The sequence below is a fragment of the Pseudoduganella sp. jia 12 genome (assembly GCF_055502675.1).
On the sequence record NZ_JBUXKP010000010.1, the window covers coordinates 1 to 22,925 of the forward strand.

General features: G+C 66.7%; 17 protein-coding genes. 10 read left to right on the forward strand and 7 right to left on the reverse strand.

Features of this window, described 5'->3' with window-relative positions:
* Position 1: 1 nt before the first annotated feature.
* A complete protein-coding gene (gene gudD, locus ACY65G_RS21205) occupies positions 2-1,342 on the forward strand; it encodes a glucarate dehydratase (RefSeq protein WP_464999276.1) in 1,341 nt (446 codons plus the stop codon).
* 191 nt (positions 1,343-1,533) lie between these two features.
* Here gudD and pyk read toward each other — a convergent pair whose 3' ends face one another.
* From pyk to ACY65G_RS21225, 4 genes are all read right to left on the reverse strand, one after another.
* Positions 1,534-2,952, reverse strand: coding sequence for a pyruvate kinase (gene pyk / locus ACY65G_RS21210; RefSeq protein WP_464999277.1), 1,419 nt, complete (start codon positions 2,950-2,952; stop codon positions 1,534-1,536).
* Positions 2,953-2,964: 12 nt separating this feature from the next.
* Positions 2,965-4,269 (reverse strand): glycerate kinase type-2 family protein, encoded by a 1,305-nt coding sequence (locus ACY65G_RS21215; RefSeq protein WP_464999278.1) that lies wholly within the window; start codon positions 4,267-4,269, stop codon positions 2,965-2,967.
* A gap of 31 nt (positions 4,270-4,300) precedes the next feature.
* Positions 4,301-5,650 (reverse strand): dicarboxylate/amino acid:cation symporter, encoded by a 1,350-nt coding sequence (locus ACY65G_RS21220; protein WP_464999279.1) that lies wholly within the window; start codon positions 5,648-5,650, stop codon positions 4,301-4,303.
* 101 nt (positions 5,651-5,751) lie between these two features.
* Positions 5,752-6,840 carry a tartrate dehydrogenase gene (locus ACY65G_RS21225; protein ID WP_464999280.1) on the reverse strand — a complete coding sequence of 363 codons (1,089 nt, stop codon included), beginning with the start codon at positions 6,838-6,840 and terminating at the stop codon, positions 5,752-5,754.
* 114 nt (positions 6,841-6,954) lie between these two features.
* Between ACY65G_RS21225 and ACY65G_RS21230 the strand changes: the two genes are divergently transcribed.
* Complete coding sequence (locus tag ACY65G_RS21230) at positions 6,955-7,875, forward strand: LysR family transcriptional regulator (protein ID WP_464999281.1); 921 nt, start codon at positions 6,955-6,957, stop codon at positions 7,873-7,875.
* Between the two features lie 15 nt (positions 7,876-7,890).
* On the opposite strand, the gene ACY65G_RS21235 is transcribed toward ACY65G_RS21230, so the two are convergent.
* Complete coding sequence (locus ACY65G_RS21235; protein ID WP_464999282.1) at positions 7,891-8,601, reverse strand: PEP-CTERM sorting domain-containing protein; 711 nt, start codon at positions 8,599-8,601, stop codon at positions 7,891-7,893.
* Between the two features lie 49 nt (positions 8,602-8,650).
* A complete protein-coding gene (locus tag ACY65G_RS21240) occupies positions 8,651-9,568 on the reverse strand; it encodes a LysR family transcriptional regulator (RefSeq protein WP_464999283.1) in 918 nt (305 codons plus the stop codon).
* Positions 9,569-9,678: 110 nt separating this feature from the next.
* Here ACY65G_RS21240 and ACY65G_RS21245 point away from each other — a divergent pair, with 110 nt between their 5' ends.
* The 6 genes from ACY65G_RS21245 to ACY65G_RS21270 all read left to right on the forward strand — a co-directional run bounded on the left by ACY65G_RS21245 (position 9,679) and on the right by ACY65G_RS21270 (position 15,828).
* Positions 9,679-10,863, forward strand: a complete 1,185-nt coding sequence (locus ACY65G_RS21245) for an acyl-CoA dehydrogenase (RefSeq protein WP_464999284.1) — start codon at positions 9,679-9,681, stop codon at positions 10,861-10,863.
* 5 nt (positions 10,864-10,868) lie between these two features.
* Positions 10,869-12,080 carry a CaiB/BaiF CoA transferase family protein gene (locus ACY65G_RS21250; protein WP_464999285.1) on the forward strand — a complete coding sequence of 404 codons (1,212 nt, stop codon included), beginning with the start codon at positions 10,869-10,871 and terminating at the stop codon, positions 12,078-12,080.
* Between the two features lie 164 nt (positions 12,081-12,244).
* Positions 12,245-12,502, forward strand: a complete 258-nt coding sequence (locus ACY65G_RS21255) for a hypothetical protein (protein WP_464999286.1) — start codon at positions 12,245-12,247, stop codon at positions 12,500-12,502.
* A 2-nt stretch (positions 12,503-12,504) separates the two neighbouring features.
* Positions 12,505-14,076, forward strand: a complete 1,572-nt coding sequence (locus tag ACY65G_RS21260) for an MFS transporter (protein WP_464999287.1) — start codon at positions 12,505-12,507, stop codon at positions 14,074-14,076.
* A gap of 21 nt (positions 14,077-14,097) precedes the next feature.
* Positions 14,098-15,132, forward strand: a complete 1,035-nt coding sequence (locus ACY65G_RS21265) for an HlyD family secretion protein (RefSeq protein ID WP_464999288.1) — start codon at positions 14,098-14,100, stop codon at positions 15,130-15,132.
* Positions 15,133-15,180: 48 nt separating this feature from the next.
* The gene (locus ACY65G_RS21270) at positions 15,181-15,828 is read left to right on the forward strand and encodes a TetR/AcrR family transcriptional regulator (protein ID WP_464999289.1); all 648 of its coding nucleotides are present in this window, start codon (positions 15,181-15,183) and stop codon (positions 15,826-15,828) included.
* A gap of 25 nt (positions 15,829-15,853) precedes the next feature.
* Here the strand turns inward: ACY65G_RS21270 and galB are convergent, their stop codons facing one another.
* On the reverse strand, positions 15,854-18,394 hold the full coding sequence (gene galB / locus ACY65G_RS21275) for a beta-galactosidase GalB (RefSeq protein WP_464999290.1): 2,541 nt from the start codon (positions 18,392-18,394) through the stop codon (positions 15,854-15,856).
* Between the two features lie 293 nt (positions 18,395-18,687).
* On the opposite strand from galB, the gene ACY65G_RS21280 reads away from it, so the two are divergent.
* Both ACY65G_RS21280 and ACY65G_RS21285 read left to right on the forward strand, forming a co-directional pair.
* The gene (locus ACY65G_RS21280) at positions 18,688-20,613 is read left to right on the forward strand and encodes a glycoside hydrolase family 43 protein (RefSeq protein ID WP_464999291.1); all 1,926 of its coding nucleotides are present in this window, start codon (positions 18,688-18,690) and stop codon (positions 20,611-20,613) included.
* Between the two features lie 118 nt (positions 20,614-20,731).
* Positions 20,732-22,828, forward strand: a complete 2,097-nt coding sequence (locus tag ACY65G_RS21285) for a hybrid sensor histidine kinase/response regulator (RefSeq protein WP_464999292.1) — start codon at positions 20,732-20,734, stop codon at positions 22,826-22,828.
* The last annotated feature ends 97 nt before the right edge of the window (positions 22,829-22,925 follow it).

Here is a 22,925-nt window from a genome sequence, read left to right on the forward strand (position 1 = left end):
CATGACCAACTACGTTTCCGGCGCCCCCACCGTTACCGACATGCGTGTCGTGCCCGTCGCGGGCCAGGACAGCATGCTGCTCAACCTCTCCGGCGCGCACGGCGCCTGGTTCACCCGCAACATCGTGATCCTCACCGACAGCGCCGGCAACACGGGCCTGGGCGAAGTGCCGGGCGGCGAGAAGATCCGGCAGACGCTGGAAGACGCGCGCTCCCTCGTGATCGGCAAGAGCCTGGGCGAATACAACAACATCCTCAACGCGATGCGCAGCACGTTCGCCGAACGCGACGCCGGTGGCCGCGGCCAGCAGACCTTCGACCTGCGCATCACGATCCACGCCGTGACGGCGATGGAATCGGCGCTGCTCGATTTGCTGGGCCAGTTCATGAACGTGCCCGTGGCTGATCTGCTGGGCGAGGGCCGGCAGCGCGACAAGGTGGAGATGCTCGGCTACCTGTTTTATGTCGGCGACCGCAGGAAAACCAATCTGGACTACCGCGCCGAACCGGATGCCGGCGACGCGTGGTTCCGCCTGCGCAATGAAGAAGCCTTGACGCCCGAAAGCATCGTGCGCCTGGCCGAGGCCACGCGCGAGCGCTACGGTTTCAACGACTTCAAGCTGAAGGGCGGCGTGCTGAGCGCCGACGCGGAGATGGAAGCGATCGTCGCGCTGCACGAGCGCTTTCCCGAAGCGCGCGTGACGCTGGACCCGAACGGCGCCTGGTCGCTGCAGGAAGCGGTCCGCGTGTGCCGCGACAAGCACGGCATCCTCGCCTATGCGGAAGACCCGTGCGGCGCCGAGAACGGTTTCTCGGGCCGCGAAGTGATGGCCGAGTTCCGCCGCGCCACGGGCCTGCCGACGGCCACCAACATGATCGCCACCGACTGGCGCCAGATGGCCCACTCGATCCAGCTGCAGTCGGTCGACATTCCGCTGGCCGACCCGCACTTCTGGACCATGCAGGGCTCCGTGCGCGTGGCGCAGCTGTGCCAGATGTTCGGCCTCACGTGGGGTTCGCACTCGAACAACCATTTCGACATTTCGCTGGCGATGTTCACGCACGTGGGCGCGGCGGCGCCGGGCAGGGTGACGGCGATCGACACGCACTGGATCTGGCAGGACGGCCAGCGCCTGACGAAGGAGCCGATGCGGATCGAAGGCGGTTTCATCGCCATTCCGCAAAAGCCGGGCCTGGGCATCGAGCTCGACGAGGCGGAACTGGAAAAGGCGCACCAGGCGTACAAGAACATGGGGCTGGGTGCGCGCGACGACGCGGCGGCCATGCAGTTCCTCGTGCCGAACTGGCAGTTCGACAACAAGAAGCCTTGCCTGGTGCGCTGACCGTTCGGGTGCATGCCTGCCCGGATGGCGTGTCATTCACAGGCCTGATGGGAGGTATGCGGGAAATAAAGTGGCGGAATGGCGGAGCGGATGAGATGATGCACCTGTCTCCTCCAGCTCTCCCAGAGAATTGGAATTTGCCGGCCCAGCGCCGGCATTTTTTTTTCCCGTTCGTCTTCGCGCTCTGTCGCTCAACCCACCTGCGCAATGCGCAGCAGGTTCGTGGTGCCCGGCACGCTGAACGGCATGCCCGCCGAGATCACGATCGTATCGCCCGCGCTGGCCACTTCTTCGCGCCGGGCGACCGCGCAGGCCTGGTCGCTCATCTCGGCCACGTCGGCCACTTCCGGGCACAGCACCGGGTGCACGCCCCAGGCCAGTGCCAGCCGCCGTGCGGTCGCCACGTGCGGCGTCATGCCGATGATGGGCGCGCGCGGCCGCTCGCGGGCCATGCGCAGGGCGGAATAGCCGGAGCACGTGTAGGCGACGACGGCGGCAATGCGCAGCGCCTCGGTCACGCTGCGCACGGCGATGCCGATGCCGTCCGATGCCAGCGTTGCCGCGGCGCCGGCGGCGATCGCCAGCTCCTCGCGGTAATACGGGTCGGCCTCCGTTTGCGCGATGATCGAATTCATGATGCGCACGGCGTCGCGCGGGTACTGGCCGGAAGCCGATTCCGCGGACAGCATCACGGCGTCGGCGCCGGCGTAGATGGCGGTAGCGACGTCCGACGCCTCTGCGCGCGTGGGCACGGGTGCGGAGACCATCGATTCGAGCATCTGCGTGGCCACGATCACCGGCTTGCCGACCTTCCTGCAGGCGCGCACGATACGCTTCTGGATGGCCGGCACCTGTTCGGGCGGCATTTCCACGCCCAGGTCGCCGCGCGCGACCATGACCGCATCGCTGGCCGCCACGATCGCATCGAGGCTGTGAATCGCTGCCGGCTTTTCCAGCTTGGCGACGATGGCGGCGCGACCCGCCACGATGGCCCGGATCTCGTCGATGTCTTCCGGCCGCTGCACGAACGACAGCGCCACCCAGTCGATGCCGAGCTTCAGGCCGAACTCCAGGTCTTGCCGGTCTTTTTCCGTCAGCGCGGACAGCGGCAGCACGACGCCCGGTACGTTGACGCCCTTGCGGTCGGAAACGCGCCCGCCGGTGACGACGCGCGTCGCGGCGAAATCCGGCCCGCACGCTTCCACGCGCAGCCGCACCCGTCCGTCGTCCACCAGCAGGTCGGTGCCGGGCACCAGCGCCGCGAAGATCTCGGGATGGGGCAGGGGCGCGCGATGCGTGTCACCCGGCATGTCGCGGTCCAGGTCGAGACGGAAGGCGTCGCCCGCGGCCAGCGTGACCCCGCCATCGACGAACGTGCCGAGACGCAGCTTCGGCCCCTGCAGGTCGAGCAGCACGCCGATCGGCCGCCCCGTTTCGGCCTCGATGGCGCGGATCGCGTCGAAGCGCTGGCGATGGTCGGCATGGCTGCCATGGCTGAAGTTCAGGCGGAAGATGTCGGCGCCTGCATCGAACAGGGCGCGGATGGTGTCCGGATCCGAACTTGCCGGGCCGAGGGTGGCGACGATCTTGGCGTTGCGTTGGCGGTGCATGGGTTCTCCGTATCAGTGTTCGCGCCGCGGCAAGCTGGATTGAACCACCAGCAGCGCGCGGAAATCGTTGACGTTCGTGAGCGTGGGGCCGGTGACGACGCTGTCGCCCAGTGCCCCGAAGAAGCCGTGGCCGTCATTGTTGTCCAGGCTGTCGTGCGGACGCAAGCCGGCGGCCCAGGCGCGCTCCAGCGTATCCGGCCCGATGACGGCGCCGGCAATCTCCTCCTGGCCGTCGACCCCGTCGGTATCGGCTGCCAGGCCGTATATGCCGGGTTCGCCGCGCAGGGCCAGCGCGCAGGCGAGCAGGAATTCCACGTTGCGCCCGCCGCGGCCGTTGCCGCGCACGGTGACCGTGGTTTCGCCGCCCGACAGCAGCACGCACGGGCTCGCGAACGGCTGGCCGCGCCGCGCCGTCTGCAGCGCCATGCCCGCCAGCACCTTGCCCACGTCGCGCGCCTCGCCTTCCAGGCTGTCGCCCAGGATATATGGCGTGATGCCGGCATCGAGCGCCACCCGGGCGGCCGCTTCCAGCGCCATCTGCGGCGTGGCGATCATGCGCACCTCGGAACGGGCCAGGCGCGGATCGCCGGGTTTCACGGACTCGCCGCGGCCGCTGCGCAGTACGTCGAGTACGCGCTCCGGCAGGTCGATACCGTAGCGGCGGACGATGGCCAGCGCATCGTCGCAGGTACTGGGGTCGGCCACCGTGGGGCCGGAAGCGATGTCGCGCGGATCGTCGCCCGGCACGTCGGAAATCAGCAGCGTGACCACCCGGGCCGGGTGGCAGGCCGCGCCCAGCCGGCCGCCCTTGATGGCCGACAGGTGGCGCCGCACGCAGTTCATCTCCCCGATGGTGGCGCCGGATTTGAGCAGTGCCGCGTTGACCCGCTGCTTGTCTTCCAGCGTGATGCCCTCCAGCGGCAGCGGCAGCAGCGAGGAGCCACCACCGGAAATCAGGCACAGCACCGTGTCGTCCTCGCGCAGGCCGCGCACCAGTTCCAGCATCCGCTGTGCGGCGGCGTGGCCTGCGGCATCCGGCACCGGGTGCGCCGCCTCGACGATCTCGATGCGCTCGCACGGCACCGCGTAGCCGTAGCGGGTCACGACCAGGCCTTCGAGCGGCCCGGGCCAGTTGCGCTCGACGGCGCGGGCCATTTCGGCCGACGCCTTGCCGGCGCCGATCACGATCAGCCGACCCTTCGGCGCCTCGGGCAGCAGGCCGGGAAGGCACAGCACCGGTTGCGAAGCGGCGATCGCCGCGTCGAGCATGCGCCGCAGCAGCGCGTGTGCATACGGGTCTTCCAGCGTGTCATCCATCGTTGTCTTCATGATAGGAGGATAGTACATGTCAGGCGGAGACCTTGTGCACCGGCACGAGCTCCGGTGCGGACGTGTCCGCGTTGTCGTCCTGCTCGTACAGCGCACGCAGCTCTTCGGGCGACGACTGGCCGTCCAGCACGCGGTGCATCTGCCTGCGGTCCAGCGCACCCACCCACTGGGCGATCGCCATCGTGCCGACCGCGTTGCCGATCGTGTTCGTGATGGCCCGCGCCTCGGACATGAACCGGTCCACGCCCAGCAGCAGCACCATGCCCTCGACGGGGATCTTGCCCATCGAGGCCAGCGTGGCGGCCAGCGTGATGAAGCCGGAACCGGTCACGCCGGCCGACCCTTTCGACGTCACCATCAGCACGCCCAGCACCACCAGCTGGTCGGTGAGGCTCAGCGGCGTGTTCGTCGCCTGGGCGATGAAGATGGCGGCCATCGTGTAGTAGATGCACTGGCCGTCGGGATTGAACGTGACGCCGGATGGAATCACCAGGCCGACGACGGGCTTCGATACCCCCACGTGCTCCAGCTTGCGCATCAGCTGCGGTACCACGGACTCGGACGAGCTGGTGCCCAGCACGGTGAAGATCTCGTCCTTGATGTAACGCAGGAATTTCCACAGGCTGAAGCCGGCGATACGCGCCACCATGCCCAGGATCGCCACGACGAACACGAAGCAGGTGAGGTACATGCAGGCCATCAGGTAGCCCAGCGAGACGAGCGACCCGAGGCCGTACTTGCCGACCGTGAAGCCGATCGCACCGAACGCGGCCAGTGGCGCCACGCGCATGATCATGCCGACGACGATGAACATGCTGTTGCTGAACGCTTCCAGGAAATCGACCACCGGCTTGGCGCGGCGGCCCATGTGCGACAGCGCCACGCCGAACATCGTGGCAAACACGAGGATCTGCAGGATGTCGTTCTTGGCCAGCGCCTCCACCACGCTGGTGGGGATCATGTGCAGCAGGAAATCGACGAAGCCGCCGGAGTGTCCCGCGGCGGCCGTGTAGTTCTTGATGCCGGTGGTATCGAGCGTGTGCACGTCGACGTTCATGCCGACGCCGGGCTTGGCCAGGTTGACGACGACGAGGCCCAGCGCCAGCGCGAACGTCGACATGACTTCGAAGTAGATCAGCGCGCGGGAACCCACGCGGCCCAGCTCCTTCATGCTGTCCATCTTGGCGATGCCCAGTACGACCATGGCGAAGATCACGGGGGCGAACACCATCTTGATCAGGCGGATGAACGCGTCGCCCAGCGGCTTCAGGTCCGCCGCGAAATGGGGATAAAGAACGCCCAGGATGCCGCCGGCGAGCACGCCGATCAGCACCTGGACATACAGCTTTCCAAGGAATCGTTTTGACATGGTTGTCTCCAGTATGGGTACCGCTTCGGGGTACTGCTACGCCGGATCCGCCACGCTCTTGACGGCAGGTCGGAACCGGCGGAAAACGATCGACCGCAGCGTCAGGCGGCCTTGCGGTCCTCGTCCCGCGACAGGAAGTCGCACACGGCGCGCGTCACGTCGGCGGTGGTGGCCTTGCCGCCCAGGTCGCCGGTGTGCAGCGCGCGGTTCGCGGTCACGTGTTCGATGGCGGCCATCACGCGCGCCGCGGCTTCCTGCTCGCCCAGGTGCTCGAGCAGCATGACGACCGACCAGAACGTGCCGACCGGGTTGGCCAGGCCCTTGCCCATGATGTCGAACGCGGAACCGTGGATCGGTTCGAACATGGACGGATAGCGGCGCTCCGGGTCGATGTTGCCCGTGGGAGCGATGCCCAGGCTACCGGCCAGCGCGGCGGCCAGGTCGGACAGGATGTCGGCGTGCAGGTTCGTGGCCACGATCGTGTCCAGCGTGGCGGGGCGGTTGACCATGCGCGCGGTGGCCGCGTCGACCAGTTCCTTGTCCCATTTCACGTCCGGGAATTCCTTCGACACCTGCAGCGCGATCTCGTCCCACATCACCATCGCGTGGCGCTGCGCGTTGCTCTTGGTGATCACCGTGAGCAGCTTGCGGGGGCGGGACTGGGCCAGCCTGAACGCGAAGCGCAGGATGCGCTCGACGCCGACCCGCGTCATCATCGACACGTCGGTGGCCGCCTCGATCGGGTGGCCCTGGTGCACGCGGCCGCCCACGCCGGAATATTCGCCTTCCGAATTCTCCCGCACGATGACCCAGTTCAGGTCCTGCGGCGCGCAGCGCTTCAGCGGCGCGTCGATGCCCGGCAGGATGCGGGTGGGGCGCACGTTGGCATACTGGTCGAAGCCCTGGCAGATCTTCAGGCGCAGGCCCCACAGCGTGATGTGGTCGGGAATGTGCGGGTCGCCGGCCGAGCCGAACAGGATCGCATCCTTGTCCCGGAGGGCGTCGAGACCGTCGGCCGGCATCATCACGCCGTGCTGGCGGTAGTAGTCGCCGCCCCAGTCGAAGTCTTCGAACGCGAACTGGAATGCGCCGCTGTGCGCGGCCAGCGTGGCGAGTACTTCGCGGCCCGCCGGTACGACTTCCTTGCCGATGCCGTCGCCGGGAATGGTTGCGATCTTGTACGTTTTCATGGTGTCTCCTGTGTGGATGGGTTGGAACGCGACTGAAAGTGATGCCACTGTAGCGGGTGGACTGGCGCCCGAATGGCCGTTAAACTCAATCCGTTGTCAACCTGGAGCTCAATAATGGAAGTGGGACTGCAACCAGCCGAATTGACGTTCATGGTGACGCTCGCCACCAGCGGCAGCCTGAGCGCGGCGGCCCGTGAACTGGGCATCACCACGTCGGCCGTCAGCAAGCGCCTCGCGCTGCTGGAAGGGCGGATCGGCGTGCCGCTGGTGAACCGCACGACGCGGCGCATGAGCCTGACCCCGGAAGGCGACGTGCTGATCGAACATGCCCAGCGCATCCTGCGGGAGATCGCGGACCTTGAGCAGATGCTGACGAAATCAAAGGGTGTGCCGAAAGGGCAGCTGCGCGTGAATGCCACGCTGGGCTTCGGGCGGCTGCATATCGCCCCGGCGATTTCGCAATATGTGTTGCGCTATCCCGAGGTCGACGTGCAGCTGCAGCTCTCGGTCGATCCGCCGCCGCTGGCGGACGACCAGTTCGACGTGTGCATCCGTTTCGGCGCCCCGGCCGATACCCGTGTGATTGCCCGACGGCTCGCGCCCAACCGGCGGCTGTTGTGCGCGGCGCCGAAATACCTGGACCGGCACGGCGAGCCGAAGACGCCGGCCGACCTGGCGCGCCACAACTGCATCGCGATCCGGCAGGGCGACGAGGCCTATGGTGTCTGGCGCCTCTCCAGCGGACGGGATGCGGAGCGCGATGCCACGGCTGTCAAGGTGCGCGGCAACCTGACGACGAACGATGGCGAGATCGCGGTGGGCTGGGCACTGGACGGGCACGGCATCCTGATGCGCGCCGGGTGGGATATCGAGCGTTACCTGCAAAGCGGCAGGCTGGTACAGGTGCTGCCGGGGTACCGCACGCCGGATGCGGACATCTATGCGGTGTATCCGCACCGGCATCAGCTGTCGGCGCGGATACGGACGTTCGTGGATTTCCTGGTGGAGCGGTTCGAGCGGCTGGACAAGCTGTGAGCCGCGGTCCCGGCGTCAGGCGCGCCGCTGTTTCCTGGCTACGAAGGCCAGCGCGGCCAGGCCCAGGCCGAGCATGGCGTAGGTGGAGGGTTCGGGCACCGGGACGGGTACTAGGGTCAGCGATGTTAGTCCGGCATCTGCATAAAATGAGACACCAGTGCTGTCGTCGCGAAAACTATAGCCGATGCTCGCGTTGTCGTACAGGTAATCGGCAAATCCAATCTGCTTCGGCGGTGCAGTGCCCACCAGTGCCGTGCCACCGTAATTCTGGAGCAGGAGATAGCTGCTTTCAAAATTGGAGCCGCCACCAAAGGTGGTGATGGCAATGCTGTCGTAATGGACGTTGGGGAGGGAGTCCATCACTTCCATCGATGCTTTTTGCTGCGCGTCGGGATCCGAGCTGTAGGACAACCCCGTTCTAGTGTCGCTGATTGTCGACCCGATATATCCTCTGTATTGCTGCGAGTTCGGCCACTGGGGCAGTGATAAATCCGAAGTCAACTCCGTATCGTAGTAGAACGTACCAGTCCAAATATCGTTGTAGCTTATTGTCGGACCCGCTAAATTGCTCGAATCAGTGAATTCGTAGTCGTTTGTACCAGCTACGTTTACTACAATGCGGAATACACTGGCCGTGTATTGGTAGGTGACCACAGCCCCTTGTGCTGGTGCCGCAGAAAGCGCTGCGAGTGGCAGCAGAAAAGAGGCAAGTGAAAGTGTTCTCATGGAAACTTATTTAAAAAAATAGCAATTTTCGCGTGGAAGTGTATGGCTGTCAACGCAAATCACTATGCGGAAAGTTTTTTGTGTCGATTGTTCCTGTTTCTTCGAATAGCCATTGCTTAAGGGCCTTGACCGGCGCGTACTCTGCCTTTCGTTCCGGATAGAGCAGTCGATAGGCGCGGTCGCTGCGATATATGTGCGGCGTAACCAGGATGAGCTTTCCCTGTTCCAATTCCTCCTCGATCAGCATGTGCGGGACTAGTCCAATCCCCATGCCCTGTACGGCCGCTTCCGTCACCATTGAAAACAACTCGAATCGCGGACCTGCCATGTCATTTGCGGTGTCCAATCCCTGGGAGCGGAACCAGTCACGCCAGTTATAGGGCCGGGTGCTGATATGCAACAGAGACTGTTTCTCCCAATCTGCCGCGTCGACCAGTCGTGCATGGCGGCCAGGGCAACTGACCGCCACCAAATCTTCGTACATTAGAAATGCACTTTCTGCGCCGGGCCAGATCGCTTCGCTCGCGTGGATTGCAGCATCGAACGGCGTATCGTCGAAGAGGAATGGGCGGGTGCGCGAACTGAGGTTGACAGTAATGCCTGGATATCGTGCCAGGAAGCGTGGCAGGCGGGGCAAGAGCCACTTGGTGGCGAACGTCGGCACGACGCCCAGTTCCAGCGTGCCGCCGCTGCCGCCGCCGGCCATCAATTCCAGCGTGTCGCGCTCCACGTCGTCCAGCCGCGCCGTTACCTTGCGGCTGTACGCGAGGCCGGCCTCCGTCAATGCCACGCCACGGCGCCCGCGGCGGAACAGTGCGACGCCGAGGAATTCCTCGAGCGCGCCGATCTGGCGGCAGATGGCGCTCTGCGTGACGGCCAGTTCGTCGGCCGCCTTCGTGAAGCTCTGGTGGCGGGCGGCGGCCTCGAAGGCGGAGAGGGCGAGGGTGGAGGGAATTTGTCGACGCATAAGGGATCTCCGAGTGCGATAAACGCACAGGTCAGTGCGAATAAAACGTTTGCCGCACGATTCGCGTGATTGTACATTGCGTCAATGTTCAATTTGCCCGAGATCCTGAAATGACATCCAAGCACAAAGCCGCCTTCCACTGGGACGACCCGCTGCTGCTGAACCAGCAACTGACCGATGAAGAACGCATGGTGCGCGATTCCGCCGCCGCCTATTGCCAGGACCGCCTGCTGCCGCGCGTGCTCGAAGCGTTCCGTAACGAAAAGACGGACAGCGACATCTTCCGCGAGATGGGCGAGCTGGGCCTGCTGGGCGTAACGATCCCCGAACAGTACGGCGGCGCCGGCCTCAACTACGTCAGCTACGGCGTGGTGGCGCGCGAGGTCGAGCGCGTCGATTCCGGCTACCGCTCGATGATGAGCGTGCAGTCGTCGCTGGTGATGGTGCCGATCTTCGAATTCGGCAACGAGCAGACGAAACAGAAATACCTGCCGAAGCTGGCGACCGGCGAATGGATCGGCTGCTTCGGCCTGACGGAACCGAATCACGGCTCCGATCCCGGCAGCATGATCACCCGCGCCCGCAAGGTCGACGGCGGCTACAAGCTCTCGGGCAGCAAGATGTGGATCACCAACAGCCCGATCGCCGACGTGTTCGTGGTGTGGGCGAAAGACGATGAAGGCGCGATTCGCGGCTTCGTGCTGGAAAAGGGCTGGCAGGGCCTGTCCGCGCCGGCGATCCACGGCAAGGTGGGCCTGCGCGCGTCGATCACGGGCGAGATCGTGATGGACGACGTGTTCTGCCCGGAAGAAAACGCGTTTCCGGAAGTGCGCGGCCTGAAAGGCCCGTTCACGTGCCTGAACAGCGCCCGCTACGGCATCGCCTGGGGCGCGCTGGGCGCGGCCGAGGATTGCTGGCACCGCGCGCGCCAGTATGTACTGGACCGCAAGCAGTTCGGCAAGCCGCTGGCGGCGAACCAGCTGGTGCAGAAGAAGCTGGCCGACATGCAAACGGAAATCACCCTTGGCCTGCAGGGCTGCCTGCGGCTGGGGCGCATGAAGGACGAAGGCTCGGCCGCCGTCGAGATCACGTCGATCATGAAGCGCAACTCGTGCGGCAAGGCACTCGACATCGCCCGCGTGGCGCGCGACATGATGGGCGGGAACGGCATCAGCGACGAATTCGGCGTGGCGCGCCACCTCGTCAACCTCGAAGTGGTCAATACCTACGAAGGCACGCACGACATCCACGCGCTGATCCTCGGCCGTGCGATGACGGGCATCGCGGCATTCTGACGGCCATGGCGGGCACGATGAACACGGGGGCATTGGCTGGCCTGAAAGTGCTCGACCTGTCGCGCGTGCTGGCCGGGCCGTGGGCCGGCCAGCTGCTGGCGGACCTGGGCGCCGACGTGGTCAAGGTCGAGCGGCCGGGCAGCGGCGACGATACTCGCGCCTGGGGGCCGCCATGGCTGCCCGACGCGGAAGGCAACCCGACGAGCGAGGCCGCCTATTACCTGAGCGCCAACCGCAACAAGCGCTCGGTGGCGATCGATATCGCCACAGCCGAAGGCCAGGCACTGGTGCGGCAACTGGCGGCACGGGCCGACGTGGTGCTGGAAAACTTCAAGGTCGGCGGCCTCGCGCAGTATGGGCTCGACTATGCCAGCCTGCAGGCCGTCAATCCGCGCCTGATCTACTGCTCGATCACCGGCTTCGGGCAGGACGGCCCGTATGCGCAGCGCGCCGGGTACGACTTCCTGATCCAGGGCATGGGCGGGCTGATGAGCCTGACCGGCCGGCCGGATGGCGAGGCGGGCGGCGGCCCGATGAAGGTCGGCGTGGCGCTGACGGATGTGATGACGGGCCTGTATGCGTCGAACGCCGTGCTGGCCGCGCTGGCGCACCGCGAGCGCAGCGGACAAGGACAGCACATCGACCTCGCGCTGCTCGATGTGCAGGTGGCCGTGCTGGCGAACCAGGCCGCCAACTACCTCGTGGGCGGCACGGCGCCGCGGCGCATGGGCAATGCGCATCCGAACATCGTGCCGTACCAGGACTTCCCGACGGCCGATGGCTACATGATCGTCGCCGTCGGCAACGACGGGCAGTTCCGCAAGCTGTGCGGCGTGCTGGGCCGGGCGGAGTGGGGGACCGACGAACGGTACGCCACCAATCCGCAGCGCGTGCGGCACCGCGCCGAACTCGTCGCCGGCATCCATGCCGTCACGGTCACGCGCACGACCGCCGAATGGGTGGCGCTGATGGAAGGCGCCGGTGTGCCGTGCGGTCCGATCAACACGCTCGACAAGGTGTTCGACGACCCGCAGGTCCAGGCGCGCGGGATGCGCATCGAGATGGCGCATCCGGTGGCCGGCACCGTGCCGCTGGTCGCCAACCCGATCCGCCTGTCGGCAACGCCGGTCACCTACGACCGGCCGCCACCGATGCTGGGCGAGCATACGGCCGAAGTGCTGGCCGACTGGCTGGGGCCTGCGCTGACCGATCAGTAACCGGTTAACGCAAATGTTGCCGGAAAAATGGGGACGTACCCCATTTTTCCGGCAACATTTTATCGGCGTTGAGGCTCGGGAAGAAAAATTCATAAGTAAAATACCGCTTGAAATTCAGATACCGATCAGTATAATTGATGCCTTTCATCAACTACTGACCGTCCATGCCCGCTTGGCACCCCTCCGATGAATCCGACCTGCCGCTGTGGGTGCTCGACCTCGATGACGAGCTGTACAGCGTTCATCACCGCCGCCTGTGCGCCTGGCCGGACGAGTTCGACGGCCGCTGGCACTGGGAAATCCAGACATACGAGAACGCCGGTGTTGCCGATTCCGGCATCTGCGCCACGCTGGCCGAAGCGCAGGCGGCAGCCGTGGCGGCGGCACGGCGGCTGGCGGCCGGCGCGGCGCGGGAAGGCTGACGATGTCCGCGACCCTCGCCGCGGTGCCGCCGGCATCGACACCAGCCGCGCCGGCCGTACCGGCTGCGCCGCCCATCCACCCGTTCGGCCCGCGCCTGCTCACCGGTGTGGTGGGCGTGTTCGTGGCCGCGATGATGTCCGGCCTGAACAGCCGCATCGGCACCTTGGCGCTGGGCGACATCCGGGCCGTGTACGGCATGGGTATCGACGACGGCAGCTGGGTATCGAGCCTGTATGGTGCGTTCGAGCTGGCCGCGATGCCGTTCTCGGCGTGGTTCGCGATCACGTTCTCGTTCCGCCGCTACCACATGGCGGTCGTCGCCGTCTTCACGCTGCTGGGCCTGGCCACGCCGCTGGCGCCGGATACGGCCACGCTGCTCGTGCTGCGCTGCCTGCAGGGTTTTTCCGGCGGCCTGCTGATCCCCGTGCTGATGGCTGCGGCATTGCGCTTCTTCCCCACGCCGATCCGGCTTTACGGTCTGGCGCTGTATGCGATGACGGCCACCTTCGCGCCGAACGTGGCCACCTGGCTGTCGGCCACGTGGACCGATGGCGTGGCCGACTGGCGCCTGCTGTTCTGGCAAACGGCGCCGATGGCGCTGTTCTCGCTGGCCGCGGTGGGGTGGGGCATCCCGCAGGACCCGGTGCGCCTGGAACGTTTCCGGCAGATCGACTGGCTCGGGCTCGTGACCGGCATGGCGGCCCTCGTGATGATCGGCATCGGCCTGTCGCAGGGCGAGCGGCTGGACTGGTTCAACAGCGTGCTGGTGTGCTGGCTGTTCGGTGCCGGGGGCGCGCTGCTGGCGATCTTCCTCGTCTGCGAGTGGTTCCACCCGATGCCGTTCATCAAGCTGCAGCTGCTGCACCGCCGCAACCTGGGCCTGGGCTTCACCGTGTTCGTCGGCATGCTGGTCGTGCTGCTGTCCGGTTCCCTGCTGCCCGCCGATTTCCTGGGCCATGCCTGGCACTTCCGCACGCCGCAGCTGGCCGTCATCGGCCTGCAGGTGGGCCTGCCGCAGTTCATCCTGGGGCCGGCCGTCTCCTGGCTGCTTTATAAAAAATGGGTCGACGCGCGGCACGTGTTCGTCGCGGGCCTGCTGCTGATCGCGGCCGCATGCTGGGTGGGCTCGCGCATCACGCCCGAGTGGATGGCCGCCGAATTCGCGCTGGCGCAGGCGCTGCATGCGTTCGGCCAGCCGATGGCCGTGATCGCGCTGCTGTTCCTGGCCACCAGCGTGGTGCAGCCGATGGAAGGGCCGCAGGTATCCGGTATCGTCAACACGCTGCGCGCGTTCGGCACCATGTTCGGCAGCGCCATCGTCGGCCGCCTGCTGGCCGTGCGCGAAGCCACGCATGCCAACGTGCTGCTCGACGGCGCCGCCAACATGCGCCGCAGCGCCGGCGCCGTGCCGCCGGATGCGCTGGCCGGCGTGGCCGGCCGCGTTTCGCACCAGGCCTTCGTGCTGTCGATCGCCGATGGCTACCTGGTGCTCGGCGCGCTGGCGCTGGCGCTGGTTCCGCTCGTGCTGTCGCTGCAGTACATCGCCCCGCCCGTGCTGCCGCCCAAACAATAATTTCATTCATTCGAGGATCACATGTCTCTTCCAACGTCCGCAAAGATCGCGATCGGCGTATTGCTCGCCGGCCTTGCCGCCGGCAGTGCCTGGTCGTGGAACCACCAGGAGGCGGGCGGCAGCCGCCAGAGCACCGACGATGCCTACGTGACCGCCGACTTCACGCTGGTGGCGCCGCAGGTCGCCGGCAAGGTGGCCGAAGTGCTGGTCGAGGACCACCAGTCCGTGCGCAAGGGCCAGCTGCTGGCGCGGATCGACGATCGCGACTTCGCCGTGGCCGTCGATATCGCCCGCGCCGAGCTGACGAAAGCCGAGGCCGACCTGGCCAGCGCCCGCGCCGCCATCGCCCAGCAGGGCAGCACGATCCGGCGCGCCGCCGCCGCGATCGATGCCGGCGCCGCCACGCTGAAGTTCGCCAGGGCCAATGCCGAACGCTATCGCGACCTGGCGTCGGACGGCTCGGCCTCGATGCAGGACCGCCAGCAGGCCGAATCGCAGACCGATGCCGCCGCGGCGAACCACGCGGCGGACAAGGCCGCGCTGGCCGCCGCGAAACAGCAGCTCGATGTGCTGGGTGCCCAGGTGGCGCAGGCCGATGCCCAGGTGGCGCGGGCGAAGGCGGCCCTCGCGGCCGCGGAACTGAACCTGTCGTACACCCGGGTCGAGGCACCGGTCGACGGCGTGGTCGGCCAGCGCGCCGTGCGCGTCGGCGCCTATGCGCAGGTGGGTGCCGCCATGCTTGCCATCGTGCCGCTGCAGCACGCGTACATCGAGGCGAACTTCCGCGAAACGCAGCTGGCCAGGATGCGTGCCGGCCAGCGCGTTACAATTGCGGTCGACATGCTGCCCGGTACCACGCTGACCGGCCATGTCGAAAGCCTCGCGCCCGCCAGCAGCGTGTCCTTCTCGCCGATCGCGCCCGACAATGCGACCGGCAACTTCACGAAAGTGGTGCAGCGCCTGCCGGTCAAGATCGTCATCGATCCGGGCCAGCGCGCCGCGCAACTGCTGAAGGTGGGCATGTCCGTCACGCCGACCGTCCTTTGCGACGCATGATGCTGCCGATGACGGGCGCATGACGGACCGTTTACCCGAACAAGGATCATGACCGACCACGATGCAACCTTCACCAGGCCGGCGCGCCTGACGCGCGAACAGAGCCGCGCCCGCACGCGCGAGCGCCTGCTGGCCTCGGCCGCCGTCGTGTTTACGCGCGAGGGTTACGCGGGGGCGTCGATCGACCGCATCGCCGAGGAGGCGGGCTATTCGAAAGGCGCGATGTATTCGAACTTCGCGTCGAAGGACGAACTGTTCTTTGCGATGTTCGACTACTACGCGCTGGGCCAGGCCGATGAACTGTGCCGGCGCCTGGATGCGGTGGACGATCCGGATGCCGTCATCGAAACAGTCTGCGCTTGGGCCGACGGCATGCAGCATGAACCCGACCTGCGCCTGCTCGTGGTGGACATGGCACGGCTGGCACGTGCCGATGCGGCGGTGGCGGCGCGGCACACGAAGATGTTCGACGACGAGTGGCACCAGGTGGGCTCGCGCCTCGTGAAGATCTTCCCCGGCGGCGCATCGCCTGTGCCCGTGCTGCAGCTTGGCGCGCTGGTGATGGATATCGCCTACGGCAACGCGACGCAGCTGCATGCCGGATTGACGGCGGGGAATCTGATCGGTGTCGCGCTGCGGGCGCTGCGCGATGCCTACGGCGCCCGCCCGCCGGCACCGGGAAAGCGGCTGGCGTAGCCCCTTTCCCGGTCACGGGCACGACTTACGGCGCCTTGCTCTGCAGCGTCACCTTCGCACTCCCCAATCCTTCCGAAGTTGCCGTCAACACCAGCTTGCCCGCCTGTCCCGCGCGGGTGCGCACGATCGCCAGCGCCAGCCCATTGAACGCATTGCGCTCGCGCGACTGGAACGACTCGAAACTGGTCGGGTCGCCATTGTCGGTGGCGATGATGTCGCCCGGACCGGTGAGCGTGAACTTCACGCGGTTGGCGGTGCGCGGCACGGGCCGGCCGTCCTTGTCGGCGATCGTCACCGTGACGAACGACAGGTCGTCGCCATCGGCACGGATCGCCTGGCGGTCGGCGGACAGCAGCAGTTTCGCCGCCTTGCCGGTGGTGTGCACCGTATCTTCGGCCCAGCGCTTGCCGTCCTTGTAGGTGACAGCTTGCAGCGTGCCGGGCTGGTAGACGACGTCGTCCCAGCGCAGCCGGTAGTCGCGCGGGCCGCGCTTCTTGCGGCCCAGCGATTTACCATTCAGGAACAGCTCGGCCTCGTCGCCGGACGTATACAAATGCACCGGCGTGACTTGGCCCACGCGTTCCGGCCAGTTCCAGTGCGGCAGCAGGTGCGCCATCGGCAGTTCCGGGCGCCAGCGCGCCTGGTACAGCCAGAAGCGGTCCTTCTTGAAGCCGGCCAGGTCGACGATGCCGAAATACGAGCTGCGCGACGGCACGGCGATCTTCTTGAGGCTTTCCAGCCGCTGCGCCATGCGCTGCTGCTGCGCCGGGTCGGTGAAGTTCAGCAGGTTCGTCGTGTCGCTGTTGTATGGCGTGGGCTCGCCCAGGTAGTCGAAGCCGGTCCACACGAATTCGCCGGCGACGAACGGGTTGTCGTCCTGGCCGCGGAATTCCTTGTCCGGCGGCGACGCCCACGGCGGGGCGCTCAGGTCGTAGCTGCTGACATGGAAATTGGCCAGGCCCTTCGACTGGTCGTCGCTGACGGGGAAGAAGTATTCGCCGCGCGAGCTGACGGTGGATGCCGTTTCGCTGCCCAGCAGCGGGATGTGCGGCGCATGCTCGTGGAACTTCGCGTACTCATGCGGCTTGTAGTTGAAGCCGAACACGTCGACGGCATTCTGGAAGCCGTTGTAGGCCGAGCCGACATGGTTGAAGGCTGCCGTGGTGGGGCGGGTGCGGTCCTCGCCGCGCGCGATCTCGGACAGGTGCGCCGCCACTTTCCAGCCCTCGTTCTGGCCCTGTTCGACGATCTCGTTGCCGATGCTCCAGGCAATCACGCTGGGGTGGTTGCGGTCGCGCCGTATCATCGCGCGCAGGTCCTTCTCGTGCCACTCCTTGTAATGCAGGTGGTAGTCGTTCGGGTTCTTCTTCAGGCCCCAGATGTCGAACGCCTCGGCCACCACCACGAAGCCCATGCGGTCGGCCAGGTCGAGCAGCTCGGGCGCCGGCGGGTTATGGCTGGTGCGGATGGCGTTCACGCCCATCTCGCGCAGGATCTCCAGCTGGCGTTCGAGCGCGCGCACGTTGATCGCCGCGCCCAGTGCGCCCAGGTCGTGGTGCTGGCAAACGCCCTGGATTGCCAGCCGGGTGCCGTTCAGCAGGAAACCGCGCTGCGCATCGAACGCGATGGTGCGGATGCCGAACGGCGTTTCGACGACGTCGACCACGTTGCCCTTCGCGGACACGGTGGTGACGGCCACATAGCGCTGTGGCGAGGCTGTGCTCCACAGCCGCGGCCTGGCCACGGCCAGCGCCTGGTTGAACTGCAGCTGGTGGCCGGCGGGGGATTTCCAGGGCGTGCTCGCATCCTTGCGTGCCACCGGCTCGCCGGTACGCCTGCCTGCGCCATCGAGCGCGTAGATCTCCGTGGCGACCTGCACTTCGGTTTCGGCGCCACGGTTGTCGACGGTCACCTCGACGTTCACGGTCGCCGATTCCTTCGTCACGATCGGCGTGGTGACGAAGGTGCCGTACTGCGCCACGTGCACGGGCGCCGTCTTCACCAGCCACACGTTGCGGTAGATGCCGCCGCCCGGATACCAGCGCGACGAAGCGGGCGGATTGTCGAGCCGCACCGCCACCACGTTGGCGCCGCCCGGTTTCACGTGCGGTGTCAGGTCCACGCGCCACGAGGCGTAGCCATAGGGCCAGCCGCCCACGTGCTGGCCGTTGATCCACACCTGGGCATTCGACATCGCGCCATCGATGTCGAGGTAGACACGGCGGCCGGCATCGGTCGCCGGCAGCGTGAAGTGCTTGCGGTACCAGGCCACGCCCCACCACGGCAGCTTGCCCGTGTCGTTCGGGTACTCCTGCCGGAACGGGCCTTCGATACCCCAGTCGTGGGGCAGCGCCAGCTTGCGCCAAGCAGCATCGTCGAAGCCGGGTTGCGCGGTCGGCGTGCTGGCGTCGAACTTGCCGGCTTGTTCCCTGCCGGCCTCTTCTTTCTGGAAGCGCCAGTCGGCGTTGAACGCGATGCGCTCGCGTACCGGGGCTTCGGCGGCACAAGCGGCGCCGGTGAGTGTGAGCAGGCCAAAGGCCACCAGGGGAATCAGGCGTCTTAACATGGGTGAATGACTCGATGACGGAATCAAAAAGTCTAGCCGCAATTGCAACGCCATTGCTATTCCATTTATCGCGCGCGCTATCCGGAAGCGATATAGCGCAGTTGCGCGGTCCATCGATCGTGCGCAGTTGCGGTCATCGATCGCACGCGGCTGCGTTCGTCTACCGAGTTCGTCTACCGATCATGCATGGCCGGCCGATCAACCGGATGATCGATCGGCCGGCGCACCGCTCGGGGTGCCGCGCGGCATGCTAAGGTGCGGCCCAGTGGCGACAACAACGAGGAGAGAAGACCATGCCCACCAACCCGACATCGCGCCGCACCGCGCTGGCCATCGCGCTGCTGGCGTTTGCCGGCGGCGCGGCGGCCCAGCAATCGAAGTGGCCGGACATCACGTGGCTGTTCACGTCGTTCCAGGGCAAGGGCGATGGACTGCACCTGTCGGCCAGCGCGGACGGCAAGGCGTGGTCCGACCTCGGCAAGGTCTTCCTGAAACCGTCCGTCGGATCGGGCCTGATGCGCGACCCGCACATCCTGCGCGGGCCGGACGGTGTATTCCGGATGGTGTGGACCACGGGCTGGAAGGACAAGGGCATCGGCTACGCGGCATCGACGGACCTCGTCAACTGGTCGGCGCAGCGCTACCTGCCGATCTTCGAGAAGACCGCCGGCGCGACCGATGCATGGGCGCCCGAAACGTTCTACGACGAAGCGGGCGGCCATTACGTGATCACGGTGTCGTCCGATATCGACGGCCGCTTCCCGGAGACGAAATCGGACGAGCGGATGAACCACCGCACGTACTACGTGACGACGAAGGATTTCGTCACGTTCAGCGAACCGCGGCTGTTCCTCGACCCGGGCTTCGACCACATCGACACCACGGTCGTGCGGGAGGAGGGCAGCAGGGGTGGACGCCATATCGCCGTCTTCAAGGAAGGCGACAGGCAGAAGGCCGGCAAGTGGGGCGCCGTGCGCTGGGCGGTGGCGGACAGCGCGCTCGGCCCTTACCGCGTGATGCCCGAGCCATTGATCAAGGGCCTGCGTGCCGAAGGGCCCACGCTGTACACGCACGATGGCAAGACAACGCTGCTGGTCGATTTCTATGCCGACAAGCGTTACGGCGCCTTCGAGACCACGGACTGGAAGACATGGACCGACGTGTCGGCGCAGGTGGCCGTGGCGAAGGGGCAGCGGCATGGCACCGTGCTGGCAGTGCCGGCGTGGCTGGCGAAGGATCTCGCCGCTGTGCAGCCCCTCATGCAGCGGCCCCCGCAGGCCGTGGAGCCGAAGCCTGCGCCGCCTCCCGCACTGGAAGGCTTCACGGCCGATCCGTCCATACGCCTGTTCGGCGACACGTATTACCTCTATCCCACGTCCGACAAGCCGAACTGGCAAACGACGGATTTTTCCGTGTGGTCGTCGAAGAACCTGGTGGAATGGAAGAAGGAGCGCATGGTCCTCGACGTGGCCAACGACCTGACATGGGCCAACGTGGAAGCATGGGCGCCCGACGTGATCGAGCGTAACGGCACCTACTACATGTACTTCTGCGCGCAGGGGAACATCGGCGTGGCCACGTCGAAGTCGCCCACCGGCCCGTTCGTCGATGCGCTCGGCAAACCGCTGATCGCCAAGGGCACTGGCGTGCAGTCGAACACGATCGACCCGTATCCGTTCATCGACGACGATGGCCAGGCGTATCTCTACTACGGGAACGGCAAACTGGGCAACGTATACAAGCTGAAGGCCGATATGGTCACGCTGGACGGCCCCGTGCACACGATCAAACTGCGCGACCACCGCGAAGCGCCGGTCGTCTTCAAGCGCAACGGCAAGTATTACTTCATGTGGTCGATCGACGATGCTCGCAGCCCGAATTACCGCGTGGGCTGGGGCGTGGCTGATTCGCCCCTCGGCCCGGTGCGCTCGCCGGACCGGGATTTCATCGTCCTGCAGCGCAACGGCCCCGCCGTCGCCACGGCGCACCACAGCGTCGTCAACGTGCCGGGCACCGACCGCTGGTACGTGGCGTATCACCGCCATGCGCTGCCGCAGGGGAATGGCTACCAGCGCCAGACCCTGCTGGCCAAAATGACGTTCAATCGCGACGGCTCGATTCAGCCGATGGACCCGATGACCGTACCGTTCCGGCCGGGTGACGTGGGCGAGCCGGTCAAGGATGGCACGGCGGCCGCACCAGTTGCTGCCAGTCGCTGAGCGGCTTTGCTGAAGCATTCCAGCAAGCCGTCCGTCGGCTTGCGCGCCCGGCGACGTGTTGTTTGATGGCATGGTATCGTGCGCGTTTGCGGCATGCCGCGCCACGTTGCCCATTGCCATGCCCGACCATCGCCCCGATCCTGTCACCGCCATCGCGACCGCTCACGACTGGGCCATGACCCCGTTCGGCGCGGTGGGGACGTGGTCGCCGGCGTTGCGCGTGGCGGCCGGCATGGTGCTGCATTCGCGGCAGCCGATGTGCGTGATGTGGGGCGGCGCGCTGCGCATGCTGTTCAACGACGGCTATCGCGCGTTACTGGGGGCGCGGGCCCATGACAATGCGGTCCTGATGGGCCAGCCCTTCCGCGCCGTCTGGCCCGAACTGGCCGACCCCGTCGGCCCGCTGCTCGACGATGCGCTGCGCGGCCATGCCACGGGCGCCGTGGAGGACCATCCGTTCACGGTGGAACGCAACGGCTACCCGGAACAGATCCACGTCACGTTCTTCACGAGCCCGATCCATGATGAGGAGGGCACAATCGCGGGCCTGCTGGTCACCTGCGTGGAGACGACGGCCAGGGTGGCGTCGCGCCGCGAACGCGACGATGCGATGGAGCGCCTGCGCCTGCTCGACGAGATCGGCGAGGCCACCCGCGTGGCCAGCGAGCCGCGCGCGATCATGGAGGAAGCCACGCGGCTGCTGGGCGAACACCTGGGCGTGACGCGCGTGGCGTACGCCGACCTGGAGCCGGACAACGACCGCTTCACGATCCGGCACGACTGGCGCGTGCCGGGCGCGATCAGCACGGCAGGCGTGTATTCGCTCGACCTGTTCGGTTCGCGCGCCACGCAGAACCTGCGCATGGGCCGCACGCTCGTCATCAACGATGTCGATCGCGAACTCGCGCCGGGCGACGGCGACGGCATGTTCAACAGCATCGGCATCAAGGCAATCATCTGCTGCCCGCTCGTCAAGGGTGGCCGGCTGGTGGCGATGATGGCCGTGCACCAGGTGCATCCGCGCCAATGGACGGCCGAGGACCTGGCGCTCGTGGAAGCGGTGGTCGAGCGTTGCTGGGCGCATATCGAACGGGTGCGCTCGACCGAGGCGCTGCGCGAGGCGGACCGCCACAAATCCGAGTTCCTGGCCGTGCTGGCCCACGAACTGCGCAATCCGCTGGCGCCGATCCGCAACGGCCTGGAGCTGCTGCGCCTCGGCTCGGGCGGCAGCGACGTCGTGGCGAAGGTGGGCGGCATGATGGACCGCCAGCTGAGCCACATGACGCACCTGATCAACGACTTGCTCGACATTGCCCGCGTGTCCAGCGGGAAGATCGTGCTGCATCGGGAAGCGGCGGACCTGAACCGTATCGTAACGGCGGCCGTCGAGGCAAGCATGCCTGCGCTGGAAGCGGCCGGCCACGACCTGGACGTGCAATTGCCCGGCAGGACGCTGCCCGTCGAGGCGGACCCGGTACGCATCAGCCAGGTGATTGGCAACCTGCTGACCAATGCCGCGAAATACACGCCGCGCAACGGCAGGATCCGCGTTGCCGCCGGTGCCGACGGCGACATGGCCGTGATCACGGTGGCCGACAACGGCATCGGCATCCCGGCCGAGTCGCTCGACGCCGTGTTCGACATGTTCACGCAGGTTGCCCGGCATACGGAGCGCGCGAACGGCGGCCTCGGTATCGGCCTGTCGCTGGTGCGGCGGCTGGTGGCGCTGCATGGCGGCACCGCCACGGCCGCCAGCCCGGGGGCGGGGCAGGGCAGCACGTTTACGGTGCGCCTGCCGCTCGCGGGCGCGGTGGCGCAGTTAGCCGAACCGCCACCATCCGCCCCGGCCACCACGAGGCGCCTGCGCATCCTGATCGCGGACGACAATGCCGATGCGGCCCATTCGCTGTCCGACCTGCTGGCGCTGGACGGACACGATACCCGCGTTGCCGCCGATGGCGCGGCGGCGCTGGAAGTAGCGGCGCTGTTCCTGCCCGAAGTCGTGTTCCTCGATATCGGCATGCCCGGCATGGACGGCTACGAGACGGCACGCCGCCTGCGCGGGATGCCCGGCCTGGACGGCGTGCGGCTGGCCGCGCTGACCGGCTGGGGCGCGGCGGAAGACCGTGCGCGCAGCCAGGCCGCCGGCTTCGACCATCACCTGCTCAAGCCCGCCGTGCCGGCCGAAGTCAACGCGGTACTGGCCGAAGCCTGACGCGCGCCGATGCCGGCCGTGCCGGCATCGGTCGTACCGGTTTTCGATATTCCCGCGATCATGGACGATTGCATCTTCTAACGATAATGAATTCTCA